This is a genomic window from Methylobacterium oryzae (assembly GCF_021398735.1).
In the GTDB taxonomy this organism is placed as follows: domain Bacteria; phylum Pseudomonadota; class Alphaproteobacteria; order Rhizobiales; family Beijerinckiaceae; genus Methylobacterium.
The window spans coordinates 5,728,381-5,753,243 of sequence record NZ_CP090349.1; the positions used below are offsets into that span (position 1 = coordinate 5,728,381).

General features: G+C 72.5%; 27 protein-coding genes. 3 read left to right on the forward strand and 24 right to left on the reverse strand.

The features are described 5' to 3' along the window. Positions 1–80 precede the first annotated feature (80 nt). Complete coding sequence (gene tuf, locus LXM90_RS27315; RefSeq protein WP_020093754.1) at positions 81–1,271, reverse strand: elongation factor Tu; 1,191 nt, start codon at positions 1,269–1,271, stop codon at positions 81–83. A gap of 308 nt (positions 1,272–1,579) precedes the next feature. Between tuf and LXM90_RS27320 the strand changes: the two genes are divergently transcribed. Continuing rightward, entirely contained in the window at positions 1,580–2,443 is an 864-nt protein-coding gene (locus LXM90_RS27320; protein ID WP_020093755.1) for an outer membrane protein, read from the forward strand. 173 nt (positions 2,444–2,616) lie between these two features. Here LXM90_RS27320 and phnN read toward each other — a convergent pair whose 3' ends face one another. The 9 genes from phnN to phnG are packed head-to-tail and all read right to left on the reverse strand — an operon-like array spanning position 2,617 to position 9,317. Then, entirely contained in the window at positions 2,617–3,147 is a 531-nt protein-coding gene (gene phnN, locus LXM90_RS27325) for a phosphonate metabolism protein/1,5-bisphosphokinase (PRPP-forming) PhnN (protein ID WP_234081296.1), read from the reverse strand. Further along, complete coding sequence (locus LXM90_RS27330) at positions 3,147–4,283, reverse strand: alpha-D-ribose 1-methylphosphonate 5-triphosphate diphosphatase (RefSeq protein WP_234081297.1); 1,137 nt, start codon at positions 4,281–4,283, stop codon at positions 3,147–3,149. The genes phnN and LXM90_RS27330 overlap by 1 nt, the downstream gene beginning before the upstream one ends. Positions 4,284–4,294: 11 nt before the next feature. Further along, a complete protein-coding gene (gene phnL, locus LXM90_RS27335) occupies positions 4,295–5,002 on the reverse strand; it encodes a phosphonate C-P lyase system protein PhnL (RefSeq protein WP_020093758.1) in 708 nt (235 codons plus the stop codon). Then, positions 4,999–5,772 (reverse strand): phosphonate C-P lyase system protein PhnK, encoded by a 774-nt coding sequence (phnK, locus tag LXM90_RS27340; RefSeq protein WP_234081299.1) that lies wholly within the window; start codon positions 5,770–5,772, stop codon positions 4,999–5,001. The genes phnL and phnK overlap by 4 nt, the downstream gene beginning before the upstream one ends. Next, positions 5,769–6,242 carry a GNAT family N-acetyltransferase gene (locus LXM90_RS27345; RefSeq protein WP_234081301.1) on the reverse strand — a complete coding sequence of 158 codons (474 nt, stop codon included), beginning with the start codon at positions 6,240–6,242 and terminating at the stop codon, positions 5,769–5,771. Before LXM90_RS27345 ends, phnK begins: the two co-directional genes overlap by 4 nt. Positions 6,243–6,250: 8 nt before the next feature. Beyond that, complete coding sequence (locus tag LXM90_RS27350) at positions 6,251–7,138, reverse strand: alpha-D-ribose 1-methylphosphonate 5-phosphate C-P-lyase PhnJ (protein WP_234081303.1); 888 nt, start codon at positions 7,136–7,138, stop codon at positions 6,251–6,253. Continuing rightward, positions 7,135–8,241, reverse strand: coding sequence for a carbon-phosphorus lyase complex subunit PhnI (locus LXM90_RS27355; protein ID WP_234081304.1), 1,107 nt, complete (start codon positions 8,239–8,241; stop codon positions 7,135–7,137). Before LXM90_RS27355 ends, LXM90_RS27350 begins: the two co-directional genes overlap by 4 nt. Before the next feature lie 3 nt (positions 8,242–8,244). After that, on the reverse strand, positions 8,245–8,832 hold the full coding sequence (phnH, locus tag LXM90_RS27360) for a phosphonate C-P lyase system protein PhnH (RefSeq protein ID WP_234081306.1): 588 nt from the start codon (positions 8,830–8,832) through the stop codon (positions 8,245–8,247). 2 nt (positions 8,833–8,834) lie between these two features. Next, on the reverse strand, positions 8,835–9,317 hold the full coding sequence (gene phnG / locus LXM90_RS27365) for a phosphonate C-P lyase system protein PhnG (RefSeq protein ID WP_091980051.1): 483 nt from the start codon (positions 9,315–9,317) through the stop codon (positions 8,835–8,837). Between the two features lie 79 nt (positions 9,318–9,396). Here phnG and phnF point away from each other — a divergent pair, with 79 nt between their 5' ends. Next, positions 9,397–10,140, forward strand: a complete 744-nt coding sequence (phnF, locus tag LXM90_RS27370; protein ID WP_103985862.1) for a phosphonate metabolism transcriptional regulator PhnF — start codon at positions 9,397–9,399, stop codon at positions 10,138–10,140. A 163-nt stretch (positions 10,141–10,303) separates the two neighbouring features. Here the strand turns inward: phnF and phnE (LXM90_RS27375) are convergent, their stop codons facing one another. From phnE (LXM90_RS27375) to LXM90_RS27405, 7 genes are all read right to left on the reverse strand, one after another. Continuing rightward, the gene (gene phnE, locus LXM90_RS27375) at positions 10,304–11,170 is read right to left on the reverse strand and encodes a phosphonate ABC transporter, permease protein PhnE (protein ID WP_103985861.1); all 867 of its coding nucleotides are present in this window, start codon (positions 11,168–11,170) and stop codon (positions 10,304–10,306) included. Beyond that, complete coding sequence (gene phnE, locus LXM90_RS27380; protein ID WP_103985860.1) at positions 11,167–12,048, reverse strand: phosphonate ABC transporter, permease protein PhnE; 882 nt, start codon at positions 12,046–12,048, stop codon at positions 11,167–11,169. The genes phnE (LXM90_RS27375) and phnE (LXM90_RS27380) overlap by 4 nt, the downstream gene beginning before the upstream one ends. A 16-nt stretch (positions 12,049–12,064) precedes the next feature. Continuing rightward, entirely contained in the window at positions 12,065–12,991 is a 927-nt protein-coding gene (gene phnD, locus LXM90_RS27385; protein ID WP_234083068.1) for a phosphonate ABC transporter substrate-binding protein, read from the reverse strand. Positions 12,992–13,135: 144 nt separating this feature from the next. Next, positions 13,136–13,984: a phosphonate ABC transporter ATP-binding protein gene (gene phnC / locus LXM90_RS27390; RefSeq protein WP_103985859.1), complete on the reverse strand. Its 849-nt coding sequence runs from the start codon at positions 13,982–13,984 to the stop codon at positions 13,136–13,138. 114 nt (positions 13,985–14,098) lie between these two features. After that, complete coding sequence (locus LXM90_RS27395; RefSeq protein WP_103985858.1) at positions 14,099–14,719, reverse strand: chloramphenicol acetyltransferase; 621 nt, start codon at positions 14,717–14,719, stop codon at positions 14,099–14,101. Then, the gene (locus LXM90_RS27400) at positions 14,712–15,398 is read right to left on the reverse strand and encodes a DUF1045 domain-containing protein (protein WP_234081308.1); all 687 of its coding nucleotides are present in this window, start codon (positions 15,396–15,398) and stop codon (positions 14,712–14,714) included. The genes LXM90_RS27395 and LXM90_RS27400 overlap by 8 nt, the downstream gene beginning before the upstream one ends. 25 nt (positions 15,399–15,423) lie before the next feature. Next, positions 15,424–16,572, reverse strand: coding sequence for a ceramide glucosyltransferase (locus tag LXM90_RS27405; RefSeq protein WP_234081310.1), 1,149 nt, complete (start codon positions 16,570–16,572; stop codon positions 15,424–15,426). 197 nt (positions 16,573–16,769) lie between these two features. Here LXM90_RS27405 and LXM90_RS27410 point away from each other — a divergent pair, with 197 nt between their 5' ends. Then, a complete protein-coding gene (locus LXM90_RS27410; protein WP_103985855.1) occupies positions 16,770–18,398 on the forward strand; it encodes an inorganic phosphate transporter in 1,629 nt (542 codons plus the stop codon). A gap of 89 nt (positions 18,399–18,487) precedes the next feature. On the opposite strand, the gene LXM90_RS27415 is transcribed toward LXM90_RS27410, so the two are convergent. The 7 genes from LXM90_RS27415 to LXM90_RS27445 all read right to left on the reverse strand — a co-directional run bounded on the left by LXM90_RS27415 (position 18,488) and on the right by LXM90_RS27445 (position 24,833). Continuing rightward, complete coding sequence (locus tag LXM90_RS27415) at positions 18,488–18,739, reverse strand: hypothetical protein (RefSeq protein ID WP_020093774.1); 252 nt, start codon at positions 18,737–18,739, stop codon at positions 18,488–18,490. 3 nt (positions 18,740–18,742) lie between these two features. Beyond that, positions 18,743–19,150 (reverse strand): MucR family transcriptional regulator, encoded by a 408-nt coding sequence (locus LXM90_RS27420; RefSeq protein WP_020093775.1) that lies wholly within the window; start codon positions 19,148–19,150, stop codon positions 18,743–18,745. Between the two features lie 477 nt (positions 19,151–19,627). Then, on the reverse strand, positions 19,628–20,956 hold the full coding sequence (locus LXM90_RS27425; protein WP_020093777.1) for an MFS transporter: 1,329 nt from the start codon (positions 20,954–20,956) through the stop codon (positions 19,628–19,630). Between the two features lie 339 nt (positions 20,957–21,295). Beyond that, a complete protein-coding gene (locus tag LXM90_RS27430) occupies positions 21,296–22,222 on the reverse strand; it encodes a hydroxymethylglutaryl-CoA lyase (RefSeq protein ID WP_020093778.1) in 927 nt (308 codons plus the stop codon). Continuing rightward, positions 22,219–23,412: a CaiB/BaiF CoA transferase family protein gene (locus LXM90_RS27435; protein ID WP_020093779.1), complete on the reverse strand. Its 1,194-nt coding sequence runs from the start codon at positions 23,410–23,412 to the stop codon at positions 22,219–22,221. Before LXM90_RS27435 ends, LXM90_RS27430 begins: the two co-directional genes overlap by 4 nt. Before the next feature lie 100 nt (positions 23,413–23,512). Beyond that, positions 23,513–24,433: a LysR family transcriptional regulator gene (locus LXM90_RS27440; protein WP_020093780.1), complete on the reverse strand. Its 921-nt coding sequence runs from the start codon at positions 24,431–24,433 to the stop codon at positions 23,513–23,515. A 25-nt stretch (positions 24,434–24,458) separates the two neighbouring features. After that, on the reverse strand, positions 24,459–24,833 hold the full coding sequence (locus LXM90_RS27445) for a hypothetical protein (protein ID WP_020093781.1): 375 nt from the start codon (positions 24,831–24,833) through the stop codon (positions 24,459–24,461). Between the last annotated feature and the right edge of the window lie 30 nt (positions 24,834–24,863).

The window sequence follows — 24,863 nt, forward strand, 5'->3', positions numbered from 1 at the left end:
AACGACGACGCCGGCCCCGTCGAGACGGGAGCCGGCGTCGGAGAGGCGGGGCGGCGCGCGGCGCCGCCCCGGATCGATCGTCAGTCGTTGATGGCGGCGACGACGCCGGCGCCGACGGTGCGGCCGCCCTCGCGGATGGCGAAGCGCAGCTTCTCCTCCATGGCCACCGGCACGATCAGCGCTACGTCCATGGTCACGTTGTCGCCCGGCATCACCATCTCGGTGCCCTCCGGCAGCGTGCAGATCCCGGTCACGTCCGTGGTCCGGAAGTAGAACTGCGGCCGGTAGTTGGTGAAGAACGGCGTGTGGCGGCCGCCCTCCTCCTTGGTCAGGATGTACGCCTCGGCCTTGAACTTCGAGTGCGGCTTCACCGAACCCGGCTTGCACACGACCTGGCCGCGCTCCACGTCCTCGCGCTTCGTGCCGCGCAGCAGCACGCCGACGTTGTCGCCCGCCTGCCCCTGGTCGAGCAGCTTGCGGAACATCTCCACGCCCGTCACCGTCGTCTTGGTGGTCGCCCGGATGCCGACGATCTCGACTTCCTCGCCCACCTTCACGATGCCGCGCTCGACGCGACCCGTCACCACCGTGCCGCGGCCCGAGATCGAGAACACGTCCTCGATCGGCATCAGGAACGGCATGTCGATCGGACGCTCCGGCTGCGGGATGTAGCTGTCCACGGTCGCCATCAGCGCCAGGACCGCCTCCTTGCCGATCTTCGGCTCCTTGTCCTCGAGCGCCATCAGCGCCGAGCCCTTGGTGATCGGGATGTCGTCACCGGGGAAGTCGTACTTGGAGAGCAGCTCGCGCACCTCCAGCTCGACCAGCTCCAGGAGCTCCTCGTCGTCGACCATGTCGACCTTGTTGAGGAACACCACCAGCGCCGGAACGCCGACCTGGCGGGCCAGCAGGATGTGCTCGCGGGTCTGCGGCATCGGGCCGTCGGCCGCCGACACCACCAGGATCGCGCCGTCCATCTGCGCCGCGCCCGTGATCATGTTCTTCACGTAGTCGGCGTGGCCGGGGCAGTCCACGTGCGCGTAGTGACGGTTCTGCGTCTCGTACTCCACGTGCGCCGTCGAGATCGTGATCCCGCGCGCCTTCTCCTCAGGCGCCTTGTCGATCTGGTCGTAGGCCGTGAACGTCGCCCCGCCCGTCTCGGCCAGGACCTTCGTGATCGCCGCCGTCAGAGACGTCTTGCCGTGATCGACGTGGCCGATCGTGCCAATGTTGCAGTGCGGCTTGGTGCGGGAGAACTTTTCCTTGCCCATGATTCCCATTCCTGCGGCGGGGACCACGCAAGGGCCCCGAATCCTGGTCCGCCGCCCCGAAGTTCCGACAGGGGCGAAAAACGCGGTCCGCTTAGAGGGTCGGCCGCCAGGGATCAAGCTCCGCGACGCGCGGGGGCCCGCCGACCGACCGCGCTGTCAAGCTGCGGATGCGAGTCTTGAACGGAGAAAGATCAATCACAGGCAGTATCCGCGCCGCTTTCGCGCCACAGTGTGGCTTCGCGGGCATAGCGGGATCCGTGCGGCCGAGCTTAAGTGGCGACAACAACGCGTCACCTCGGACCCCCGCCATGATGAAGAAGCTCCTCCTCGCCACCGCCGCGACGGCCCTGGTCACGACGGCCGCCTCCGCCGCCGACCTGCCGCGTCGCGCCGCGCCGCCGCCGGTCTTCACGCCGGTGCCGGTCTTCACCTGGACGGGCTTCTACGCCGGTCTCGAGTCCGCCTACACCTTCACCGACCGCGAGCGCATCACGACCGTCGGCGTCCAGCCCGGCAACGCCACCAACGTCGCCCTCGGCCGTCGCCCGTTCGCGACCTCGACCTCGCAGGACGGCTTCGCCAACATCGGCGGCACCGCCGGCTACAACTACCAGTTCACGCCGGGCGCCGGCATCGTCGTCGGTATCGCCAACAGCATCGACTGGACGGACATCACCAAGAACCGGGTCGTGCTCGGCACCGGCAACGTCGCCGGCGGCCCGCCGAACATCAGCCAGTTCCGCCAGAGCCTCGACTGGCTCGGCACCCTCACCGGCCGCGTCGGCTACGCCTTCGACCGCGTCCTGGTCTACGGGATGGGCGGCCTCGCCTACGGCAACGTATTCCACGACGCCAACTTCTACACCCCGGGTGGCCGCCTCCAGTTCGCCGGCCGCTACGACGACTTCAAGACCGGCTTCGCCTACGGCGGCGGCATCGAGTTCGCCCTGCCGACCGACAGCTTCCTGAACACCTTCGCGCTCGGCCGCTACATCGGCATCAAGTACGACGCCATCACGGTGAAGGCCGAGTACCTGCACTACGACCTCGGCAGCCAGAACGTTCTCGTCGGCGCGGTCCCGGGCGTGGGCAACGGCGCGTACATCTCGCGCTTCCGCACCGAGGGCAGCATCGTCCGCGCCGGCTTCAACTACAAGTTCGGCGGCATCTGAGTCGGACGACGCCGGGGTCTCCCCGGCGGATCACAGCGAGGGCGGGTGCCGGCATCGGCGCCCGCCCTTTTTTCGTGGCGCACGCGCGCCGCGCGGCCGGCGCGCGAGCCCCGGATCGCGCCCCACGATCTGCGACCGGGATCGCGGCCCGAGCCGCCGAGAGCCGCTCCGCGTCAGCAGGCGCGCAGGTGCGCCACCAGCCGTCCGGCCGCAGCCTCCGCAGAGCCGGTATTGAGGATCGTCAGGTCCGCGGTGACGCCGCCCTCCCGGGCGAGACGCGCGGCCAAGTCGCCGTCCTGCGCCCGGCCGCGGGCGGCGATGCGCCGCGCCAGGATCTCGGCCGGCGCCGTGATCTCGACGACGCTCACCCGCGAGAGGCCCGAACGCGCCCGCGCGACGACGCGGCGCGAGACGTTGCAGACCACCACGTGGCCGTCGGCGACGCGCCGGCCGACCGTCTCCGGGAGCGCGTAGCCGAGGCCGTGGGCGCGCCAGCTCAGGGTGAAGCGCTCGGCCGCGCAGCCCTCGGTGAAGGCCGCCTCGTCGATCTCGTCGTTGTCCTCGTCGGCCGAGGGCGGGCGGGTGACGAGGCGGCGCGGGAAGACGTAGCGCGGGTCGTCGGCGAGCGCCGCCCGGGCGAGCCGGATCAACGTGTCCTTGCCGGCCCCGCTCGGGCCGACCACCAGGACGAGGCAGCCCGCCATCAGGCGACCCGCCGGCCGGCGCGCCAGACCTCGCGGACGACCGGCACGCCCTCGGCCCGCTGCACGCGCACGAGATCGGCCCGCAGCCCGGGCGCCAGGGCGCCGCGATCGGTCAGGCCGGTGGCGCGGGCGGGGTTCGACGTGACGGTGGCGAGCGCCGCGGGCAGCGTGATCCCGGGCGCCTGCTCGGGCAGCAGGAAGGCCGCCATCAGCAGGCTCGCCGGCACGTAGTCCGACGACAGGATGTCGAGGTGCCCGGCCTCGGCCAGCGCCAGGGCCGCGACGTTGCCGGAATGCGAGCCGCCGCGAATCAGGTTCGGCGCGCCCATCATCACGGTGATGCCCTGCCGGTGCGCGGCTTCGGCCGCCTCCAGGGTGGTGGGGAACTCGGCTAGCCGCACGCCCTCGCCGACCGCGAGGTCGACGTCGGCCAGGGTGGTGTCGTCGTGGCTCGCCAGCGGGATGCCCATCTCGCGGGCGAACTGGACGAGGGCCGGCCGGTTCTTCGCGTTGAGCGCGCGCCCGTCGCGGACCTTGCGCTCGGTGTTGGCGCGGATCTCGTCCATCGGCCGTCCGCCGCGGGTGGCGTAGGTGTAGTACTTCTCCATGTCGCGGAACTGCCGCTGGCCGGGCGTGTGGTCCATCAGCGAGATCAGCCCCACCGGGTAGCGGGCCGTGAAGGTCGCCACCGTGTCGAGCACGTCCAGGGAGGGCAACTCGCAGCGCAGGTGCGTGAAGTGCTCGGCCCGGAACAGGTCGGCGGCGCGCGCGGTGGCGATGGCGCCGGCGAGCTGCTCCAGCTCGGAGCCGAGGCCGCTGCCGTCCGGATCGCTGCCGGCACGGAGCGAATCGAACACCGTGGTGATGCCCGAGGCGGTGATCTGCGCGTCGTAGGCCAGGACGGCGCCGAGGGGATGCCAGCGCACCTTCGGGCGCGGCGCGAAATGGCTCTCCAGGTGGTCGGTGTGCAGCTCGATCAGGCCGGGGATCAGGTGGTCGCCGCCGAGATCGAGGCCGCGCGCGGGCGGGCGCCCCTCGCCGATCTCGGCGATCGCTCCGTCCGAGACCGCGAGCCAGCCGCGCTGCACCCGGTCCGGCAGGACCAGGGTCGCGTTCTCGAGGATGAAGTCGTCCATCGTGAGGATCCTCAGGCTGCCCGGGCTTGCGGCGCGAAGCGGGTGACATCGACCACCCGGGTCGCCACAGCGTCGCGCATCTCGCTGTCGTGGAAGATGCCGAGCACGCCGGCCCCGGCCCTGAGCTTCTCGCGGACGAGCTCGGCCACCACGGCGCGGTTCTCCGCGTCCAGGGAGGCGGTCGGCTCGTCGAGGAGCAGGAGCGGCCGGTCGGCGATCAGGCCCCGAGCGATGTTGACCCGCTGCTGCTCGCCGCCCGAGAAGGTCGCGGGCGGCAGGCCCCAGAGCCGCTCCGGCAAGTTGAGCCGGGCCAGCAGGGTCTCGGCCCGCGCGCGTGCCGCCGCTTCGGACAATCCGCCCTCGCGGCCGGCGGCCTCGACGACGTCGAGGGCTGGGACCCGCGGGATCACCCGGAGGAACTGCGACACGTAGGCGATCACCCGCGCCCGCAGCGCCAGGACCGCCCGCGGATCGGCCCGGACGACGTCCACGACCGTCGCGCCGTCGCGGACCAGGATCGCGCCGCCGTCGCAGCGGTAGTTGCCGTAGGCCATCTTCAGCAGCGAGGATTTCCCCGCTCCGGACGGGCCGCCGAGCACCACGCACTCGCCGGGCTCCACGGACAGGCTGACATCGCCCACCACCGGCAGCACGACGCCGCCGCGCAGGTGCAGAGTGAAGCTCTTGGCGACGGTCTCGAAGGTCAGGAGCGCGGTCATGCGGCGAGCACCGAGGCGACGAGGAGCTGGGTGTAGGCGTGCTCGGGATCGTCGAGCACGCGGTCGGTGAGGCCGGTCTCGATCACCCGGCCGGCGCGCATGACCATGATCCGGTGCGAGAGGAGCCGCGCCACCGCGAGGTCGTGGGTGACGATGATCACCGCGAGCCCCAGCTCGGCCGAGAGCCGGCGGATCAGGTCGAGGAGCCGGGCCTGGACCGAGACGTCGAGGCCGGAGGTCGGCTCGTCCATCAGCACCAGGCGGGGGCCGGTGACGAGGTTCCGGGCGATCTGCAGGCGCTGGCGCATGCCGCCGGAGAAGCGCGTCGGCGGGTCGTCGATCCGGTCGGCGGCGATCTCGACGCGGCCGAGCCAGTCGAGGGCCTGGGCGCGGATCCGCCCGTAATGGCGGTCGCCGAGCCCCATCAGCCGCTCGCCGACATTGCCGCCGGCCGAGACCGCCATGTGCAGGCCCTGGGCCGCGTCCTGGCGAACGAAGCCCCACTCGGTGCGCATCAGCGCCCGGCGCCCGGCCTCGCTCAAGGTGGCGAGGTCGCGCAGCGCGCCGTCGCGCATCCGATAGGCGACCGTCCCGGAATCGGGCGCCAGCTCGGTGGCGATGAGGGAGAGGAGCGTCGACTTGCCGGAACCGGATTCGCCCACGATCGCCAGCACCTCGCCGGGGACGAGGTCGAACGACACGTCGGCGCAGGCGAGCCGGGCGCCGTAGCGCTTGGTCAGGCCGCGGACCTGAAGCAGGGATTCGCTCATCGGGTCGCCTCCGCGGCGTCGGGCAGGAAAGGGGGATCGAGACGGAAGCTGTAGCCGTAGCGCTCGAAGCCGAGGCTCTCGTAGAAGGCGTGGGCCGGCTTGGCGTCGACGTTCGACGACAGGGCGAGCTTGTAGCAGCCCCGCGCCTCGGCGAGCCGGGCCGCCTCGTGCATCATCGCCCGGCCGTGGCCGCCGCCGCGGTGCTGGGACGCGACCACGACACTCTCGACGAGCGCCGAGGGCGTGCCCCAGTGGGCGATGTTGTCGAGGATGACGAGACAGAAGGTGCCGACGACCGCGCCGTCGCGTTCGGCCACGTAGAGCCCGTAATCGGGATAGGCCGCGAGCCGGTCGAGCAGCGCCCCGGCCTGTGCCAGGGTCGCCACCTGCCCGCCGTTCAGCTCGGCGTAGAGGTCGAGGATCGCGGGCAGGTCGGGCTTTCCGGCCCGGCGGACCGTGAGGTCGGTCATAGCGCGTCTCATGCCGCGTCCCCCGTGCCGACATGGCCGTCCGCGCGGCGCCCCTCGCAATGGTCGGTGTCCGAGCAGACGAACATGCGCCGGCCCGCATCGTCGAGCAGCACCTCGTCGAGATAGACGCCCTCGGCACCGCACAGCGCGCAGGGATGCTCGAACGCCTGGATCCGGAACGGGTGGTCCTCGAAGTCGAGGCTGCGCACCCGCGTGTAGGGCGGCACCGCGTAGATCCGCCGCTCGCGGCCCGCGCCGAAGAGCTGGAGCGCCGGGCAGTCGTCCATCTTGGGGTTGTCGAATTTCGGCGTTGGCGACGGGTCCATCACGTAGCGGCCCGCCACCTCCACCGGGTACGCGTAGGTGGTGGCGATGTGGCCGTGGCGGCTGATATCCTCGTAGAGCTTCACGTGCATGGCGCCGTACTCGGCCAGCGCGTGGAGCTGGCGGGTCTCGGTCTCGCGGGGCTCGAGGAAGCGCAGGGGCTCGGGGATCGGCACCTGGTAGACCAGGGTCTGGCCCTCGGTGAGCGGCGTCTCGGGGATGCGGTGGCGGGTCTGGATCACCGTCGCCTCCGCGGTGCGGGTGGTGGTGGCCACCCCGGAGGTCTTGGCGAAGAACCGGCGGATCGAGACCGCGTTGGTGGTGTCGTCGGCGCCCTGGTCGATGACCTTGAGCACGTCCGTGCGGCCGAGGATCGCGGCCGTCACCTGCACGCCGCCGGTGCCCCAGCCGTAGGGCATCGGCATCTCGCGGGAGGCGAAGGGCACCTGGTAGCCCGGCACCGCGATGGCCTTGAGGATGGCCCGGCGGATCATCCGCTTCGTGCCCTCGTCGAGATAGGCGAAGTTGTAGCCCGGTTCGCTCTCCGGGCGGTGCGCGATCGCGGCGCTCATTCGGCGGCCTCCTGCATCTCGACGGTGTCGGACCCGCGCTCGAACTCGGTACGTAGCCGGCGAACCAGTTCCAGCTCGGCCTGGAAGTCGACGTAGTGGGGCAGCTTCAGGTGCTCGACGAAGCCGGTCGCCTGGAGACTGTCGCAGTGGGCCAGCACGAATTCCTGGTCCTGGGCCGGGCTCGCCACCGGCTCGCCCAGCTCCTCAGCGCGGAGCGCCCGGTCGACCAGGGCCATCGCCATGGCCTTGCGCTCGCTCTGCCCGAAGCTCAGCCCGTAGCCGCGGGTGAACTGGGGCGGGGCAGCCCCCGAGCCCTTGAACTGGTTCACCATCTGGCACTCGGTGAGCCGCACCCGGCCGAGCGGCACCGCGAAGCCCAGTTCCTCGGGCACGAACTCGACCGCGACCTCCCCGACTCGGATCTCGCCGACGAACGGGTGGGTGCGGCCGTAGCCGCGCTGCGTCGAGTAGGCGAGTCCGAGCACGAAGCCCTCGTCGCCCCGGGCGAGCGCCTGGAGGCGGAGCGCCCGGTTGGCAGGGTAGTCCACCGGCTCGCGGGTGAGGTCGCCCGCGGGCGCGCCGTCGTCGGGGGGCGAGGGCTCGATCAGGCCGTCCCGGGCCAGCAGGTCGGTGACCCGCGGGCAGGTGCCGGCATCGGCCCGCGGCGCGGCCTCGGCGGCGGGCTCGATCCCGGCTTCGGCGGCGAGCGCGAAGTCGACCAGCCGGTGGGTGTAGTCGAAGGTCGGCCCGAGCACCTGCCCGCCGGGCAGGTCCTTGAAGGTCGCGGAGATCCGGCGCTCAACCGCCATGGCGCCGGTGTCGACCGGCGCGGAGGCGCCGAAGCGCGGCAACGTGGTCCGGTAGGCGCGGACCAGGAACACCGCCTCGACCACGTCGCCGCGCGCCTGCTTGAGCGCCAGCGCCGCGAGGTTCGGATCGTAGAGCGAGCCCTCGGTCATCACCCGGTCGACGAGCAGCGCCATCTGCTCCCGAATCTGCTCGACGGAGAGCTCCGGCACGGCCGGATCGCCCCGGCGCGCCTCGGCGAGGAGACGGTGAGCGTTGTCGATGGCGGCCTCGCCGCCCTTCACGGCCACGTACATGGATCAGGCCTCCGTCACCGTCGTGGAGCGCGGCAGGCCGGCCACGCGGCCGGGCGCCGTCAGGATCAGGTCGACGCCCAGGGGGAAGCCCGCGCGGTTCTCCGCGAGCTGCGCCGCGAAGCCGTCCGGCAGGGGCGCCGGCGCGATCCCGGCGGTGCCCCGGATGCCGGGGCCGGACAGGCACAGTCCCTCCCCCTCCGCGAGCGCGTCGAGGGCGAGCACCAGCGTCGTGGCGGTGTCGGGATAGGCCGGCGTCCCGGCGGCGAACTCCGCCAGCGGCGGGCAGCGCGCCGGTTCGCTGACCAGCGCGAAGGCCGCCGCGGCCGGGTCGCCGGTGAGCGGCGCGCCGGTGTGGAAGCGCAGGTATTCCGCGACCTCCGGCGCCGCGGCGAGGGCCGGATCGAGCCAGACCGGCGTGTCGGCATCGGTGAGCGTCAGCGCGACGGCGGCCAGTTCCGGCGTCAGGGGCGCGGGCGGCGCGAGGCCCGGCGTGAGGGGCCGGACGCGTCCGGGGCGGGCGAGGGCGTCCATCACGGCGCGGAACGTGTCCTGCGCGTCGTGAACCGGGTCGGCGAAGCCGGGGGCGAGCATGCTCAATCCTCTCCGCGGGCGAGGGTCAGGAAATCGACGCGGGTGGCGGCCGTGCGCCGGGCGGCCCGATCCCGGGAGGCCGCGAGCCGCCGGGCGGCGGGCTCCAGGGCGGCCTCGACCCGGGCGCGCCGGACCGGATCCTGCCAGAGGGCGTCGAGGATCGCGGCGAGCCGCGCCTTCGCGCGGTCGCGGCCGAGATGGTAGGCGAAGCCCGCCGGACCGTCCGCGAGGCGGATGGCGGCCCGGGTCACGCTGACCTCTCCGAGATTGAACGGGCGACCGTCGCCGCCGATCCGGCCCGACGCCATCACGAGACCGGTCTCGGGCGGACGCAGGTCCGCGGCCGCGGGCGCTTCGAGGCCCGACACGGCCGCCTCGAGGGCCGCCTCGAGATCCGCGCGGCTCGCCTCGGCACAGAGGGCCATGACCGCCTGGCGCGCCGCGGTCTCGCCCTCGGATCCCGGATGTCTCGGGGTCGTCGTCATCGCGAATCCCTTCGTCGCTCGGTTGTATAGGTGTATAGACAACTGGCGTGCGCCGCACAAATGAAGTTTTGATGACAGGATGGATGCGCAGGAGCAGGCGGCCGGCCTCGTCCGGGGCGAGGGGCTGACGGCGTGGCGGCAGATCGCCGACGCGCTGACGGCCGAGATCGCGGCGGGACGCTACGCGCCGGGACAGCAGCTCCCCGCCGAGGCCGCCCTGGCGGCGCGGTTCGCGGTGAACCGGCACACGGTGCGGCGCGCCCTCGCGGCGCTGGCCGAGGGCGGGCTCGTGCGCGCCAGCCAGGGCCGCGGCACCTTCGTGGAGGAGGCGCCGCTCGCCTACCCGATCGGGCCGCGCACGCGCTTCTCCGAGATCGTCGCCGGGGCCGGGCGCGAGGCCTGGGGCGACCTCGTCGCGGCGACCACGGTCCCGGCCGGGACCGAGCAGGCGGCGTCCCTGGCCCTCGCCCCCGGCGCGCCGATCCTGGAGCTGCTGACGGTCCACCGGGCGGACGGCGCCCCGCTCTCGACGGCGCTGACCTGGCTGCCGCTGCCGCGCTTCGCGGGTTTCGCCGAGGCCTACGCGGCGCGCGGCTCGATCACCCGGGCCTTCGCGACCTGCGGCGTCCACGACTACACCCGGCTCTCGACGCGGATCCGGGCCCGCCCCGCGGACTCCGCGGAGGCGCAGCGCCTCGACATCGCGCCGGCGCGGGTCGTGCTGGTGGTGTCGAGCGTCAACATCGATCCCGCCGGCGTGCCGATCCAGGCGAACCGCACCCTGTTCGCCGCCGACCGCGTGGAGCTGGTGATCGGCGGGTGATGCGATGTCCGCGCGACCTCCGCGCGACCTCCGCGCGACCTCCGCGCGATGTCCGCGCGAGGGCCTCGGCACTCCGTCCTCGCGAGCGGAGCGAAGCGACCCGGGGCAGCGCGACCCTGGGTCATTGCGCTCCGCGCGTGATGCCGGAAAGCCGAGGCCTCCCTCAGCGCGCCGCCGGCCCGATGATCGCCCGGCGCAGGCGGGTCGAGACCCAGTCGATCGCCGCCACGGTCACGAGGATCATCAGAACCAGGAATGCGACCTGCTGCAGCTCCAGCACGCGGATCAGCTCGGTGAGGTACTGGCCGATGCCGCCCGCGCCGACGATGCCGATGATCGTCGCCGAGCGGGTGTTCGACTCGAAGAAGTAGAGAACCTGGCTCGCCAGCACCGGCAGCACCCCGGGGATCAGCCCGAAGCGGATGCGGTGGAGCGCCGAGCCGCCCGAAGCGACGACGCCCTCGCCGGCCCGCTTGTCGCAGGTCTCGATCGCCTCCGAGAACAGCTTGCCGAGCGCGCCGAAATCCGAGCACGCGATCGCGAGCGCCCCGGCGAACGGGCCCAGGCCGACGACGTTGATCCAGATCAGCGCCCAGATCAGCACGTCGACCGAGCGCATCACGTCGAGGCCGCGGCGGACCGCGAACCGCGCGAACGGGTTGGGCACGACGTTCCGCGCCGCCAGGAACGCCACCGGGAAGGCGAGGATCGCCGCCGTCAGCGTGCCCAGGAAGGCGATGCCGAGGGTCTCGCCCAGCGCGTGCAGGAAGGTCCAGAACTGGCCCTCCGGCGATGGCGGCAGCATCAGCACCGCGAAGGTGCCGAGCCGCCCGAGCCCGTGGAGGATCCGCGCCACCGAGAAGTCGAGGCGCCAGTAGCCGAGCGCCGCGAGCCCCACCAGGACGACGAGCAGGGCGGCGAGCCGCGCCCGCCCCGGCCAGTCGGCGCGGAACTGCGCGGGGTAGCGCGCGCGCAGGCGGCCGAGGTCGGCCCGGGCCGCCGCCCGCAGGGTCTCGGGACGCGCGCTCATCGGGCGTGCTCCGCGCCGATCAGGCGGTGGCGGACCCGCTCGGTGACGAGGTCGATGCAGAAGACGGTCAGGATGATCAGCACGAGGATCGCGCTCACGTCCGCGTAGTAGAAATTGCGGATCGCCACGAGGAATTCCTGGCCGATGCCGCCGGCGCCGACGAAGCCCATCACCCCGGCGCCGCGCACGTTGATCTCGAAGCGCAGCAGCGCGTAGGAGGCGAAGTTCGACAGCACCTGCGGCAAGACCGCGAAGCGCACCGTCTGGACCCAGGTCGCGCCCGAGGCCGACAGGCCCTCGACGGGCCGCATGTCGATGTTCTCGACCACCTCGGAGAACAGCTTGCCCAGCGCGCCCGTGGTGTGGATCGCGATGGCGAGCACGCCCACCATCGGGCCGAGGCCGAAGGCGATGACGAAGATCAGCGCGAACACGACCTCGGGGACGGTGCGGCACAGTTCCAGGAGGCGCTTGGCGCCGACGCGCAGCACGCGCGACCGCACGAGGTTGGCGGCGGCCACGAAGCTGAGGGCGAAGCCCGCCAGCCCCCCGAGCAGCGTCCCGAGATAGGCCATGAGCAGGGTCTCGCCCAGCAGGCCCAGCCATCTGGGCAGGCCCCAGTACCAGGCGCGGACGTCCTCCAGCGGGTGCTCGAGGCTGATCGGCGGCAGGATCTGCTGGATGTAGGCGGTGAACTTGCCGATGTTCTCGGCGAAGACCAGCGGCCGCACCTCGGCGATCAGGCCCGCGACCACGGCGAGCGCCGCCACCAGGGCGAAGCCCGCCAGCGTGCGGCGGCGGGCCTCGCCGGTCGCCGCCGCGTAGAGGCCGGAGAGGGCGGCTGCCCGCTCCGGCGACAGGGGTGTCAGACCGCGCAAGGCGGGCGGCTCCGGATCAGGACTTCCGACGCTGCTCGTCGTTGAACCGCAGCATGTCGATGATCGGCTGGTAATCCTTGAGGGTCACCGGCGTGAGATCCTGGTCCTTGCCGTCGGAGAGCCGGTCGAACGCGGCCTTGTCGGCCTTCGGCAGGGCCACGAAGGCGTCGCGGATCTTGGCCTTCAGGTCGTCCGGCAGGCTCGCCAGCACGGCGAAGGGCCCCTCCGGCAGGAAGTCGGACCTGAACACGACCCGGAAGTCCGACTGCTGCATCGGCGTGCCGTCGGGCTTCTTGAGCATGCCCTTGGCGGCCATGCGGGTGACCATCGTGTCGGTCTCGGAATTCCACAGGTTGGCGGCGGCGTCGGCCGTGCCCTGGGTGAGCGCCAGGACGGCGTTCTCGTGGCTGCCCGCGTAGAAGGTCTTGCCGAAGAACTTCTCGACGTCGTAGCCGGCCCGCTTCAGGAAGAAGCGCGGCGCCTGATTGCCGGAGGTGGAGTTCGGATCGACCAGCGCGAGGTTCTTGCCCTTGAGATCCTCGACGGTCTTGTAGGGGCTGGAGGCCAGCACGTAGACCACCGAATAGTAGCCCGAGGCGCCGGTCTCGTGCTTCTGGTTGACGATCGGCTCGATCTTCACGCCGGTCATCACGGCCCGCGCGAACGAGGCCGGCCCGTACCACGCGATCTGGATGTTGCCGGCGCGCTGGCCCTCGATCACGGCGGCGTAGTCGCTCGCCACCCGCAGCTTGACCGGCACGCCGAGCGTCTTGGTCAGGTAGGCGGTGAGCGGCGCCCAGCGGTCGGCGGTGCCCGAGGCGTTCTCGGCCGGGATCACGCCCAGCGTCAGCTCCGGATACTGGGCCTTCCAGTCCTGGGCGGCGGCCGGCAGGCCGAGGAGGGCGAGGGCCGCGGCGGCGGCGAGGGTGCGTCGGGTGATCATCGGGTCGTCCTTCGTGGCGTCGGCGAGGTTCAGCCGGCCGGAGGCCGGTCGGGCGTTTCCAAGACGGTGCATTTTGGCGGTGCGCTCTGGCGGTGCGCTCTGGCGGTGCGCTCTGGCGGTGTTCGTTGGGGCCCGGGGCCCGGATCAGGCGCCGAGGGCGGCCTCGCGGACCGGCCGCGCCGGCACGTGACCGGGCCGGCCCGGCATCGCGGCCCGCTGCTCCGCCTCGCGCTGCGCGGAATCGTCCAGCACCTCGCCGGCCTCCAGGCCGTAGAGCCGGCGCGCCACGTCCTCGGTGAGGTCGAAGGGGCCGCCCTCGAACACGACCCGCCCGGCCGCGAGGCCGACGAGGCGGTCGCAGTAGGCGCGGGCGAGGTCGAGGGAGTGCAGGTTGCACAGCACCGTGATGCCGTAGCGCCGGTTCACGTCGGCGAGCGCGTCCATCACGAGCCGCGTGTTGCGCGGGTCGAGCGAGGCGACCGGCTCGTCGGCGAGCAGGATCTCGGGTTCCTGCACGAGGGCGCGGGCGATGGCGACGCGCTGCTGCTGGCCGCCCGACAGGCCGTCGGCCCGCTGGCCGGCGAACTCGCCCATGTCGAAGCTCTCCAGGGCGGCGAGGGCCATGGCGCGGTCCTCGGCGGACCATTGCCGGAGCAGGGCGCGGTGGGTCGGCACGTGGCTGAGGCGCCCCATCAGCACGTTGGTCATAACGTCGAGCCGGCCGACGAGGTTGAACTGCTGGAAGATCATGGCGCAGCGGGTGCGCCACTCGCGCAGCGGGCGGCCGCGCAGGGTGGTGACCTCGCGGCCGTCGTGGAGGATGCGCCCCGAGCTCGGATCCGCCAGCCGGTTGATGAGGCGCAGCAGCGTGGACTTGCCGGCACCGGACCGGCCGATCACCCCGACGAAGCTGCCGGGCTCGATCCGGAGCGACACGCCGTCGACGGCGCGTCGGTCGCCGTACTGGCGCGTGAGATCCTCGATAACCAGCATGCCACCATCCGCCGGGGAACGGCCGCACGTAGACGCCGGTTTGACGACGATTGGATGACGTATTCGGGACGATTATATTTGCCGGCGCAGCATCTCGGCTTTTCGATAGCCGACTTAATCTTCGTGGCGCTCCAGGAATGCTTCGATGGGCAGCCCGCGGAAATCCGGCAGCGCCCGGCGCAGGCGCTCGTGGTCCCAGTCCCACCACGCCAAGCGGGTCAGACGGTCCGCGACCGCCTCGGGGAAGCGGCGCCGGACCGGCCGGGCGGGATTGCCGACGACGATCGTGTAGGGCTCGACGTCGCGGGTGACGATGGCGCCCGCCCCCACCACCGCGCCGGTGCCGATCGTGCGCCCGGGCAGGACGACCGCGCCGTGGCCGATCCAGACATCGTGGCCGATCGCCACCGGGCTCGCCCGGCGCCGGTCGAAGAAGGCGGGCTCGTCCGATTCTTCCGGCCAGTAGGCGCGCGCCCGGTAGGTGAAGTGCGCCTGCGACGCCCGCTCCATCGGGTGGTTGCCGGGATTGATCCGCACGCTGGCGGCGATCGAGCAGAACTTTCCGATCGCGGTGTAGATCACCTCGCCGTCCTCACCGATGTAGGAATAGTCGTCGAGGGTCGTCTCGGTGAGGCGGGTGCGGGCGCCGACCTCGGTGTAGCGGCCGAGGCGGCTGTCAACGACCCGGGCGCTCGGATCGAGCGCGGGTTCGAGGCCGAGGGGGCGGTCAACCACGGGCCTCTCCGAAGGGCAGGCGCGCCAGGAGCCGGAACGGTCCCGACCCGTCCTGGGTCAGGAGGCTGACGGCGTCGATCCGCAGGGGCTCCGGTCCCGCGGCGGCGTAGGCCTCGGACAGGCGCCGGTGCCAGAGGTCGCGCTCCGCCTCCGGCAGGGCGTCGGTCAGGGTCATGTGGAAGCGGAAGGCCTCGAACACGTAGGGGTAGCCCCAGCGGTCGAGGAGCGCGCGGCCGCGCGGGTCGAGGCGCTCCGGCCGGCGCTTGGCGCGCTCGGCCTCCGTGAGCGGTGCCCGGAACGGGTCGAGGGCGGCGACGCACTCGGCGGCGAGGAGCCCGAGTTCCGGCGGGGGTGTCTCCGGCACCAGGGCGAGGAACGGCCCGAGGGCGGCGACCCGGAGCGGCCCCACCGCCACCGGCGGGTGCGCGGCCGCGAGGGCGCGGGCGGCGGCCACGAGGTCGGCCTCCCCGGTGCCCGGGGCGAGGCGCAGCGGCGCCTTGAGGGTGGCGTGGAACCCGTAGACCCGCGCGCCCGCCGTGACGGGTGCGAGATCGCCGAGCCCCTCCGGGTGCGGGACCGGCAGCCCGGCGACGTTGTCGGTGCCGAGGATCGCCCGGCCGAAGCCTTCGAGGCGCGAATCCGGGGCGGGCAGCCAGTAGAGGGCGTAGCGGCGCGACACGTCAGGGCCTCCGATCGCCGGGCGGTCAGGCCGTCGGCGCGTAGGTGCGCGCGTCGGCGGCCCGCCGGGGGCGCACGTCCATGGCATTGCCCCGCCACACGATGGCGCTCCGCATCCAGGCGCCGACCCAGATCGCCGGGATCAGGGCGTCGCGCGCCAGGAAGGCGGCCAGCGTGCGGGGCGAGCGGTGCCAGCCCGCGCGGAGAGCGAGCCGGTGCTCCGCGGCATAGCACAGGGCGGCGAGGCCGGCAGCGCCCGCGAGGCCCGCGAGGCTTCCGGCCCAGAGGGCGACGAGGAGCGCCGGCAGCAGGACGCCGCTGCCGATCTCGGGGGCGAAGAACAGCGGGAAGGTCACGCGGCGCAGGCGCGCCCAGCGCAGCTGCCGCGCCCAGACCTCCCGGAAGCCGCGCGGGCCGAGCGGCTGCTCGAACGGGCTCGCCACGAGGTGGACCCGCTTGCCGGCGGCGCGCACGAGCTTGGTGGCGGCCGCGTCCTCGGCGATCTCGGCCGCGAGCGCCTGGAGGCCACCCTGCGCCTCCAGGAAGGGCTTGTGCCAGAGCATGCTCTTGCCCTGCGCGAAGCCCAGCCCGAAGGCCTCGGCGGCGTATTGCCAGCGCGCCTGCAGGGTGTTCAGGAAGGCGCACTCCACCTCCGCCATGAAGCTGCCCGGGCGGGCGCCGGCCGGGGTGGAGCAGACGAGGCCGGTATCGGCGCGCCACGCCGCCTGCAGCCGCTGGAGGTAGTCCGGCGGCATGGCGACGTTGGAATCGGCGAGCACCACCCAGTCGTGGGCGGCGGCGCGCCAGCCGCGCAGGCAGTTGTTGAGCTTCGGGTTCGCGCTGACGCGCTCGTCGCCGAGGATCAGGCGGGCGGGCACGTGCGGGTGGGCCTCGATCAGGCGCTCCACCATCGGGACGATCGGGTCGGCCGGGTCGGCCACGCAGAAGATCAGCTCGTAGGACGGGTAGTCGAGGCGGACGCTGCGGAGGAGCATCTCCTCGCTGTAGGCCTCGACCCCGCGCAGGGGGCGGACCAGGGAGACGGGCGCGCCGTCCGGGAACCGCGACGGGCCGTGGTCCCGGCCGAGGCGCCGGGCCGCGACGGCGATGCTGCCGATCTGGACGACGGCCAGGAGCGCGCCGAGGGACAGGGCCGGCACCGTGGCGTCAATCATGCGGATCCCTCGTGCGATCGGGCGAGCGGTCCGGTCCGCTAGCGGCCGGACCGCGTCAGGCGTGTGACAGCGCCGCCCGACGCTCTCGGACACGCACTCGGACACGCTCGCCGACGCGCGGCGTCGCGGGCCGTCACCCAACCGTCACCGCGCGGTTTTAATCCCCGCTCACCACGAAAGATTCCGCGCGAGGGTTCATGTCCGATACCGCCGTGATGCCGTCGGGAGCGGTGGGAGGCCGGAAGGCGGGCGGCCCGCGCCTCGACCACGGGATGCATCTCGGCGGGGTGGTGGCGTTCCTGCTCGTCCTCGTGGCGGGCCTGGGCTACGCGGTGGTGAGCCTCATCGCGGACATGAACGCGGTCGGGGAGGCGCCCCTGGCCTACGGCGCCTTCGCGCTGCTCGGCCTCGCCCTGCTGATCGCCCTCGCCTTCGAGTTCGTGAACGGCTTCCACGACACCGCCAACGCGGTCGCCACGGTGATCTACACCCACTCGATGCCGCCGCTCGTCGCGGTGATCTGGTCGGGCGTCTTCAACTTCCTCGGCGTGATGCTGTCCTCGGGCGCCGTGGCCTACGCGATCGTCACGCTGCTGCCGGTCGAGCTGATCCTCAACGTCGGCTCGCACGCGGGCTACGCGATGATCTTCGCGCTGCTGCTGGCGGCCATCATCTGGAACCTCGGGACCTGGGCGTTCGGGCTGCCGAACTCGTCGTCCCACGCGCTGATCGGCTCGGTGCTCGGCGTCGGCCTCGCCAACCAGCTGATGAACGGCGGCGACGGCACCGCGGGCGTCGACTGGACCCAGGCGCTCAACGTGTTCAAGGCGCTGCTGTTCTCGCCGGTCTGCGGCTTCGTGCTCGCGGCGCTGCTGCTGCTCGCCCTGAAGGTCACGGTCCGCCGCAGGGACCTCTACGAGGCGCCCGCGGGCGAGGCGCCGCCGCCCCCGTGGATCCGCGGCCTGCTGATCCTCACCTGCACGCTGGTCTCGTTCTTCCACGGCGGCAATGACGGGCAGAAGGGCATGGGCCTGATCATGCTGATCCTGATCGGCGCCGCCCCCACCGCCTACGCGCTCAACCGCACCATGGCGGACGACACGACGCCCGCCTTCGTGCAGGCCTCGACGGCGGCGAGCGCGGTGTTCTCCGCCCGCGCCCCCGGCGCCGCGGTGCCGGACGCCGCGGCCGCGCGCCGGACCGTGACGGAGGCGCTCAAGACCAAGGCGCTGAACACGCCGCCCGTCTACGCGGCGCTGGCGGCGCTCTCGAACGACATCGCCGCCAGCGTGAAGAATTACGGCGCGATCCGCACGGTGCCGGCCGCCCAGACCCAGAACCTGCGCAGCGACATGTACCTCGCCGCCGACGCGGTGCGCGTCCTGCCGGGCGCCGGGGCGGACTTCTCGGAAGCCGACAAGGCCGACCTGAAGCGCTACGCGGGCCTGCTCAACGACGGCACGCGCTACATCCCGGGCTGGGTCAAGGTCTGCGTCGCCCTGGCGCTGGGTCTCGGCACCATGGTCGGATGGAAGCGCATCGTCGTCACGGTGGGCGAGAAGATCGGCAAGACCCACCTGACCTACGCGCAGGGCGCGTCGGCCGAGATCGTCGCCGCCGGCACGATCGGGCTGGCCGAGCTCTACGGCCTGCCGGTCTCGACCACCCACATCCTGTCGTCGGGCGTCGCCGGCACGATGGCGGCCAACGGCTCGGGCCTCCAGATGTCCACGGTGCGCAACATGGCGCTCGCCTGGATCCTGACCCTGCCGGCGGCGATCACCCTCGCGGCCGCTCTCTTCTACCTCCTGCGCCACGTGTTCTGACGCGGGTCCGGCCGGACGGGCCGGAGACCGCGCTCCGCCCCCCGACGAAGTGACCCGGTCTCCGGCCTCCCGCAGCGCGCCACGGCGCTTCAGGAACTCGCCATCGCCCGCACGAAGGCCAGGCAGGTCCGGCGCGCCGCCGGACTGTCGATCGCCACGAAGGCCGAGACGAGGTCGGCCGCCTGGGTCATGGCCGCGTCGGGCCGGTCGGCATCCGGGTAGAAGCTCGCCACCGGCACGTCGAGGATGCCGGCGATGCGGCTCAGGGCGTCGCTCGTGCGCGCCGCCCCCGGTACCGGCGCGCGGTCCCGGGCCGGATCCGCGGAAGCGTCGGGCGCCATCGCTCAGGCCGCCTTGTGGCCGAGCTGGATCGCCCGGGCGATCTCCGAGCGCCGCGCGGCGTAGCCCGGGGCCACCATCGGGTAGTCGGCCGGCAGGCCGTACTTCGCCCGGTACCGCTCGGGGGTGAGGCCGTGCGCGGTGAGGTGGCGCTTCAGAGTCTGGTAGGACCGGCCGTCGATGAAGCTGATCAGGCCGTCCTGCTGGATCGAGGCATCGACCTGCGACTGGCTCAGCCCGACCCCGCCGAACTCCGACGGCGCGCAGCGGAGCACCGCGATCGCCGTGTGCACTTGGTCGATCAGCGCCGGCAGTGCCGTGACCTCGATCGCGTTGCGCGAGACGTAGGCCGCGACGATCGCGCCGACCTTCTCCAGCATGAAGGTTGAACGGTGGTCGGTGAGGTGGTCCATCTGAGACATCGCTGTTGGAGGGCGTCCCGATCCTCGTGCCCCGTCTCCGGTGGGCCCGCTCGCGCGGGCTTTGCGGGACGAAACCGAGACGACGGGCCAGCCGAGGGATTTCTACCTCAAGTTGATTTCACTCCGTTTCTTGAGGTTGCAGATAATATACAATATGAGCGGCCGGCGGTTTGTCCGGCAGCGCGAGGTTTTTTGCTCCACCGCGCAACCGGCGGCATTCCCGCCATGGTTACTGATACGTTCACTGATTTCGGCCGCTGAGATCGGCGACTGAACCGGATGTCGGCATCGGCCGATCCCGGCGGCGCGCAACCTCGGGGGCCCCCGGCGCCGATCCGGGACCGCTCGGTCGCGGCGGTCGCGCGCCTGACCGATCCCGCCCGCGCAGCGTGCGGCCACGCCCGTCTCGCCCCGCTCCGGGGCCAGCCGCGGCCCGCCGCCCCGGCCGCGCCGGGGCGGCGGGCCGTCTCACGCCGCGCGGTCGCTCCGGCGCAGGCTCGCCGGCATGGCGAAGAGCGCGAGCCCGGCGGCGACGAGGCAGAGCACCCCGATCCCGTAAAGGGCGGGCGTCGTCGAGCCGGTGAGATCCTTCACCCAGCCGACCATCACGGGGCTGACGATGCCACCGAACTGCCCGAGCGTGTTGATCAGCGCGATCCCGCCCGCCGCGCCGACGCCGGTGACGAGCTTGGCCGGCAGGGTCCAGAAGGTCGGGATCGAGGCGACGATGCCGGCCCCCAGCAGCGCCAGGGCGAACATCAGCGGCACGATGTGCTTGTCGAACAGGCCGGCGCCGAAGAAGCCGAGCGCCGCCGCGATGGCGAGGCCCGCGACGAATTTCGGCCGCTCGCCCGAGGCGTCGGACAGGCGCCCGATCACCACCATGCTGATCGCCCCGCAGATGTAGGGGATCGCCGTCAGGAAGCCCACCGAGGCCGCCTGGCCGCCGCTCGCGGTCTTGATCAGGTCCGGCCCCCAGAAGTTCAGACCGTACGAGCCGATCTGGAGCAGGAAGTAGATCAGCGCGATCATCAGGAAGCCGGGCTGCTTGATCGCCCCGATCAGCGAGTGGTCGCCGATGTCCCGGTTGTGGTGTGCGATCCGGCTCGACAGGAGCGCCTTCTCGGGCTCGGACAGCCAGCGGGCATCGGCGATCCGGTCGTCGAGGCGCGTCAGCACGAGCATTCCGAGCACGAGGCAGGGCAGGCCGCCGGCCAGGAACAGCCATTGCCAGCCGGCGAGGCCGCCGACGCCGTTGAGGCCGCCGAGGATCAGGCCCGCCACCGGCGCCCCGAAGATCCCCGAGAAGGCCGAGGCCACGAACATGAACGAGGTGATGCGGCCGCGATGCGAGGCCGGGAACCAGATGGTCAGGTAATAGAGGATGCCCGGCGCGAAGCCCGCCTCCATGGCGCCGATCAGGAAGCGCAGGGCGTAGAAGTGCCACTCGCTGCGGATGAAGATCATCAGCGCGGTGGCGATGCCCCAGGAGATCATGATCCGGGCGATCCAGCGCCGCGCCCCGACCCGGTAGAGGAACAGGTTCGAGGGCACCTCGAAGATCACGTAACCGACGACGAACATGCTCGCGCCGAGCCCGTAGGCGACGTTGCTGAAGCCGAGGTCGCTCTGGAGCTGGAACTTGGCGAAGCTGATGTTGATGCGGTCGAAGAACGCGAACATGTAGCAGATCATGATCAGCGGCATGAGCCGCCACGCGACCTTGTGGACGACGCCGGTCTCCGTCACCGCGCCGGCCTCGGCGGCGGCCGGCGACCCGGACAGGGCTGCAGTCATGGTTTCCTCCGTGGTGTGTTCTTGAGGGACGTGTCGTGGGCGGTGCCGCCTTCGGGCGGGCGGCTTCCCGCGAAGTCAGGTTCGGGCGCAGCTCACGGCACACGACGGCGACGCCGCCTTCGCCGGACGAGGCGCGGGTACCCTCTCCCGTGCGGGAGAGGGACAGGGTGAGGGATCAGGTCTGTCTGGATGAGAAGCGTCCTGCCGGCGCGTCGACGGTGTGCCGCATCCGGAGAGTTCTCATCCCTCACCCCGACCCTCTCCCGAACGGGAGAGGGAGCGCGTCGCGTCCAACGCGTGGGGCCGGCCATTGTGAGCCCGCCCCTCCCCGTCTCCGGCTCAGGCCGCCCGGGCGGGGGCCGGATGCAGGTCGCAGGGCCGTCCAGCCTTGGCGACTTGGCCGGGCACGTCGTGGCCGACGAGGCGCGGCAGGTCCCGCGACAGGCCGATCAGCGCCGGGAGGTCGAGGCCTGTCGGCAGGCCCATCTCGTGGGCCATGCTGACGAGATCCTCGGTGCAGATGTTGCCGGTGGCACCGGGCGCGAACGGGCAGCCGCCCAGGCCGCCGAGCGCCGCATCGAAGCGCCGGGCGCCCGCGTCGTAGGCCGCCAGCACGTTGGCGAGGCCGAGGCCGCGCGTGTTGTGGAAGTGGAGCGTCAGGCGCCCGGGACCGACCAGGGGCAGGACCCGCGCGACGAGGCGGCTCACCTGCCGGGGATTGGCCATGCCGGTCGTGTCGGCCAGCGTCACCCCGTCGACGCCCAGCGACAGGTAGCGCTCCACCTGCGCGACGACCCTGTCGGCCGGCTGGTCGCCCTCGAACGGGCAGCCGAAGGCGGTCGCCACCGTGGCGTTGGTGCTGAGTGGGGCGCCGCGCACCGAATCCATGATCCGCGCGAAGCCGGCGATCGAGTCGGCCGGGCTCATGCCCATGTTGGCGCGGTTGTGGGTCTCACTCACCGAGGCGACGAGGTTGATCTCGTCGACCCTGGCGGCGAGCGCCCGCTCGGCGCCCTTCGGGTTCGGCACCAGGGCGACGTAGACGGTCCCGGACCGGCGCCGGATCCCGGAGAAGACCTCGGCCGCGTCGGCGAGCGCCGGCACCGCCTTCGGCGAGACGAAGGACGAGACCTCGATCCGGCTGAAGCCGGCCGCCGCCAGGGCGTCGATCAGGCGGATCTTCTCCGCCGTCGGCACGAAGACCGGCTCGATCTGGAAGCCGTCGCGGGTCGCGACCTCCTGGACGATCAGCGCGTCGCCGCTCATGCCACGGCTCCCTTCTCGCGCAGCGCGGCGATGCGCGCCGGGTCGAGACCGAGCTCGGCGAGCACGGAATCGGTGTGGGCGCCGAGGGCCGGCCCCTGCCAGCGGACCTCGCCGGGCGTGTCGGAGAGCTTCGGGACGATGCCGGGCATCTTCACCGCGGTCCCGCCGGGCAGCTCCGCCTGCAGGATCATGTCGCGCGCCTGATAATGCGGGTCGGCCACGATGTCGGCCACCGAGTAGATGCGGCCGGCCGGCACGTCGGCGGCGTCGAGGGCGGCGAGCGCCTCCTCGACCGTCTGCGTCTTCGACCAGTCGGCGATGGTGCCGTCCAGCATGGCGGATTGCCTGGAGCGTCCCTCGTTGTTGCGCAGCGCCGGGTCGTCCGCGAGGTCGGGCCGGCCGATCGCCGTCATCAGGCGGCGGAAGATCGGGTCGCTGTTGCCGGCGATGACCACGTAGCCGCCGTCCCGCGTCGGGTAGGTGTTCGACGGGGTGATGCCCGGCAGGGCGCCGCCGGTGCGGGTGCGGACCTCGCCCAGCAGGTCGTATTCCGGGACGAGGCTCTCCATGACGTTGAACACGCTCTCGACGAGCGAGACGTCGATGACCTGGCCCGCGCCCTGCCCGGTCTTGACCCGCAGCAGGGCCATCAGCGCGCCGATGACGCCGTGGAGCGAGGCAAGGGTGTCGCCGATGCTGACGCCGACCCGGGCCGGCGGGGCCTCCGGGCTGCCGGTGGTGAAGCGGATGCCGCCCATCGACTCGCCGATGGCGCCGAAGCCGGGCCGGTCGCGGTAGGGGCCGGTCTGGCCGTAGCCCGAGATCCGGACCATCACGAGCTTCGGGTTGAGGGCGGAGAGCACGTCCCAGCCGAGGCCGAGCTTCTCCAGGCCGCCGGGACGGAAGTTCTCGACCACCACGTCGGCGCTCGCGGCGAGCTGCTTGACGATGTCGAGCCCCTCGGGCGACTTCAGATTGACGGCGATCGACTTCTTGTTGCGCGACTGCAGGTACCACCAGAGCGAGGTGCCCTCGTGCATCTTGCGCCACTTCCGGAGGGGATCGCCCTCACCCGGGGGCTCGACCTTGATGACCTCGGCGCCGAACTCGGCCATCAGCCGCGTCGCGAAGGGCGCGGCGATCAGCTGACCGAGCTCGAGAACGCGGATACCGCTGAGCGGACCGGACACGGCTTTCCTCCATCGTTTGTTGCCCCGGAGATAGGGCTCTTCCGGTAGCCAAGTCCAAACGCCATGCACCACCCTGCGTTCGCCGACGGAGAACGCGGGCTCAGCGCCCGGCCTCCCGGAGATGCTCCAGCAGGAGGGCGGCCGCGGGCGACAGGGCGCCCGGGCGGACGACGAGGCGCAGCGTGCGCACGGCCCAGGGATCGGTGAGCGGCACCGCGCCGAGCCGCATCGGGGGGCCGAGCAGGGCGTAGACGCGCTCCGGCACGGTCCCGAGGCCGAGCCCGACCTGCGCCATGCGGCAGATCGCGTCGAAGCTCGGGACGTGCATGCGCAACCGCAGGGGCCGGCCGAGGCGCCGGGCCTCGTCGCGCAGGGCGGCGTAGATCGAGCTCTCCGCGTGCAGCCCGACATGGTCGTAGTCGAGGGTGTCGGCCAGCGCGACGGCGCCGCGGCCGCTCAGGGGATGTCCGGCCGGCATCACCAGGACGAGGCGGTCGCTCCGGTACGGGTAGGCGGTGAGGCTGCGGGTGTCGGTGTTGCCCGCGCAGAGGCCGAGATCGGCGAAGCCCTCCTCGACGCCGGCGACGACGCCTCCGCTCGGCCGCTCCTCCAGGTCGACCCGGATCCCGTCCTGCGCCGCCAGGAACGCCTGCAGGTCCTCGGGCAGGAACTCCACGATGGCCGAGAGGTTGGCGAGCACCCGCACGAAGCCGCGCACGCCCCGGGCGTGCTCGGCGAGTTCCAGGGCGATCTGCTCGGCGCTCGCCAGCATCCGCCGGGTGTGGTGCAGCAGGGTCTCGCCCGCCGGGGTGAGCCGCATGCCGCGCGGCTCGCGGGTGAGCAGCGTGCAGCCCAGCGCGTGCTCCAGCTCGGCGAGGCGCTTGCTCACCGCCGAGGGCGCGATCGCCGCCCGGCGGGCCGCGCCGTTCAGGGTCCCCTCCGCGCAGATGGCCGCGAACAGCCGGAGCGTCTTCAGGTCGAGGCGGCTCAGGGTCGCGGCCGCGGGCAGGTCGGCGGACATCCGGCGGCTCGGTCCGGGCGCGCCGTCAGTCGCGGGATCCGACCGGCTGGCCGTAGGTGCCGAGACCGGCCTTGGCCCCCTCCCGGTTGACGAGGCCGAAGCGCAGCACAGCCTGCTCCAGGTAGTCGATCGCGTCGACGAGGTGGGCGCGCGCCGCGGCGACGCTCTCGTCCCCCTCCTCGACCGGCGTCTCTGCGAGCTTCACGGCGGCGATCAGGACGCGGTCGCGCTCGTCCTCGATCCGCGGATCGCGGGCGAGGTGGCCCCGGACCCGGGCGTCGAACGTCGCGATGACCGACCAGGGCAGCGCGTCCTTGCCGGACGGCGCCCGGTACGCCCGGGCGTGGCGCCGCGCGTCGGCGCTGGCGGCCCTGACATCGTCGGCGAGTGCTGCATCCATTCCCGGCCTCCGCGGCGCCGCGCCGATCGG

Excerpts from the sequence above, each read along its gene's own strand:
- LXM90_RS27320 (WP_020093755.1), top strand. The coding sequence starts at position 1,580 with ATGATGAAGAAGCTCCTCCTCGCCACCGCCGCGACGGCCCTGGTCACG.
- phnL (WP_020093758.1), bottom strand. The coding sequence starts at position 5,002 with ATGACCGCGCTCCTGACCTTCGAGACCGTCGCCAAGAGCTTCACTCTG.
- LXM90_RS27425 (WP_020093777.1), bottom strand. The coding sequence starts at position 20,956 with ATGACTGCAGCCCTGTCCGGGTCGCCGGCCGCCGCCGAGGCCGGCGCG.
- LXM90_RS27410 (WP_103985855.1), top strand. The coding sequence starts at position 16,770 with ATGTCCGATACCGCCGTGATGCCGTCGGGAGCGGTGGGAGGCCGGAAG.
- phnN (WP_234081296.1), bottom strand. The coding sequence starts at position 3,147 with ATGGCGGGCTGCCTCGTCCTGGTGGTCGGCCCGAGCGGGGCCGGCAAG.
- LXM90_RS27430 (WP_020093778.1), bottom strand. The coding sequence starts at position 22,222 with ATGAGCGGCGACGCGCTGATCGTCCAGGAGGTCGCGACCCGCGACGGC.
- phnF (WP_103985862.1), top strand. The coding sequence starts at position 9,397 with ATGGATGCGCAGGAGCAGGCGGCCGGCCTCGTCCGGGGCGAGGGGCTG.
- phnC (WP_103985859.1), bottom strand. The coding sequence starts at position 13,984 with ATGCTGGTTATCGAGGATCTCACGCGCCAGTACGGCGACCGACGCGCC.
- phnH (WP_234081306.1), bottom strand. The coding sequence starts at position 8,832 with ATGCTCGCCCCCGGCTTCGCCGACCCGGTTCACGACGCGCAGGACACG.
- LXM90_RS27350 (WP_234081303.1), bottom strand. The coding sequence starts at position 7,138 with ATGAGCGCCGCGATCGCGCACCGCCCGGAGAGCGAACCGGGCTACAAC.
- LXM90_RS27420 (WP_020093775.1), bottom strand. The coding sequence starts at position 19,150 with ATGGACCACCTCACCGACCACCGTTCAACCTTCATGCTGGAGAAGGTC.
- phnK (WP_234081299.1), bottom strand. The coding sequence starts at position 5,772 with ATGAGCGAATCCCTGCTTCAGGTCCGCGGCCTGACCAAGCGCTACGGC.
- LXM90_RS27330 (WP_234081297.1), bottom strand. The coding sequence starts at position 4,283 with ATGGACGACTTCATCCTCGAGAACGCGACCCTGGTCCTGCCGGACCGG.
- LXM90_RS27440 (WP_020093780.1), bottom strand. The coding sequence starts at position 24,433 with ATGTCCGCCGACCTGCCCGCGGCCGCGACCCTGAGCCGCCTCGACCTG.
- LXM90_RS27445 (WP_020093781.1), bottom strand. The coding sequence starts at position 24,833 with ATGGATGCAGCACTCGCCGACGATGTCAGGGCCGCCAGCGCCGACGCG.
- LXM90_RS27345 (WP_234081301.1), bottom strand. The coding sequence starts at position 6,242 with ATGACCGACCTCACGGTCCGCCGGGCCGGAAAGCCCGACCTGCCCGCG.
- tuf (WP_020093754.1), bottom strand. The coding sequence starts at position 1,271 with ATGGGCAAGGAAAAGTTCTCCCGCACCAAGCCGCACTGCAACATTGGC.
- LXM90_RS27355 (WP_234081304.1), bottom strand. The coding sequence starts at position 8,241 with ATGTACGTGGCCGTGAAGGGCGGCGAGGCCGCCATCGACAACGCTCAC.
- phnG (WP_091980051.1), bottom strand. The coding sequence starts at position 9,317 with ATGACGACGACCCCGAGACATCCGGGATCCGAGGGCGAGACCGCGGCG.
- LXM90_RS27415 (WP_020093774.1), bottom strand. The coding sequence starts at position 18,739 with ATGGCGCCCGACGCTTCCGCGGATCCGGCCCGGGACCGCGCGCCGGTA.
- phnE (WP_103985861.1), bottom strand. The coding sequence starts at position 11,170 with ATGAGCGCGCGTCCCGAGACCCTGCGGGCGGCGGCCCGGGCCGACCTC.
- phnD (WP_234083068.1), bottom strand. The coding sequence starts at position 12,991 with ATGATCACCCGACGCACCCTCGCCGCCGCCGCGGCCCTCGCCCTCCTC.
- LXM90_RS27405 (WP_234081310.1), bottom strand. The coding sequence starts at position 16,572 with ATGATTGACGCCACGGTGCCGGCCCTGTCCCTCGGCGCGCTCCTGGCC.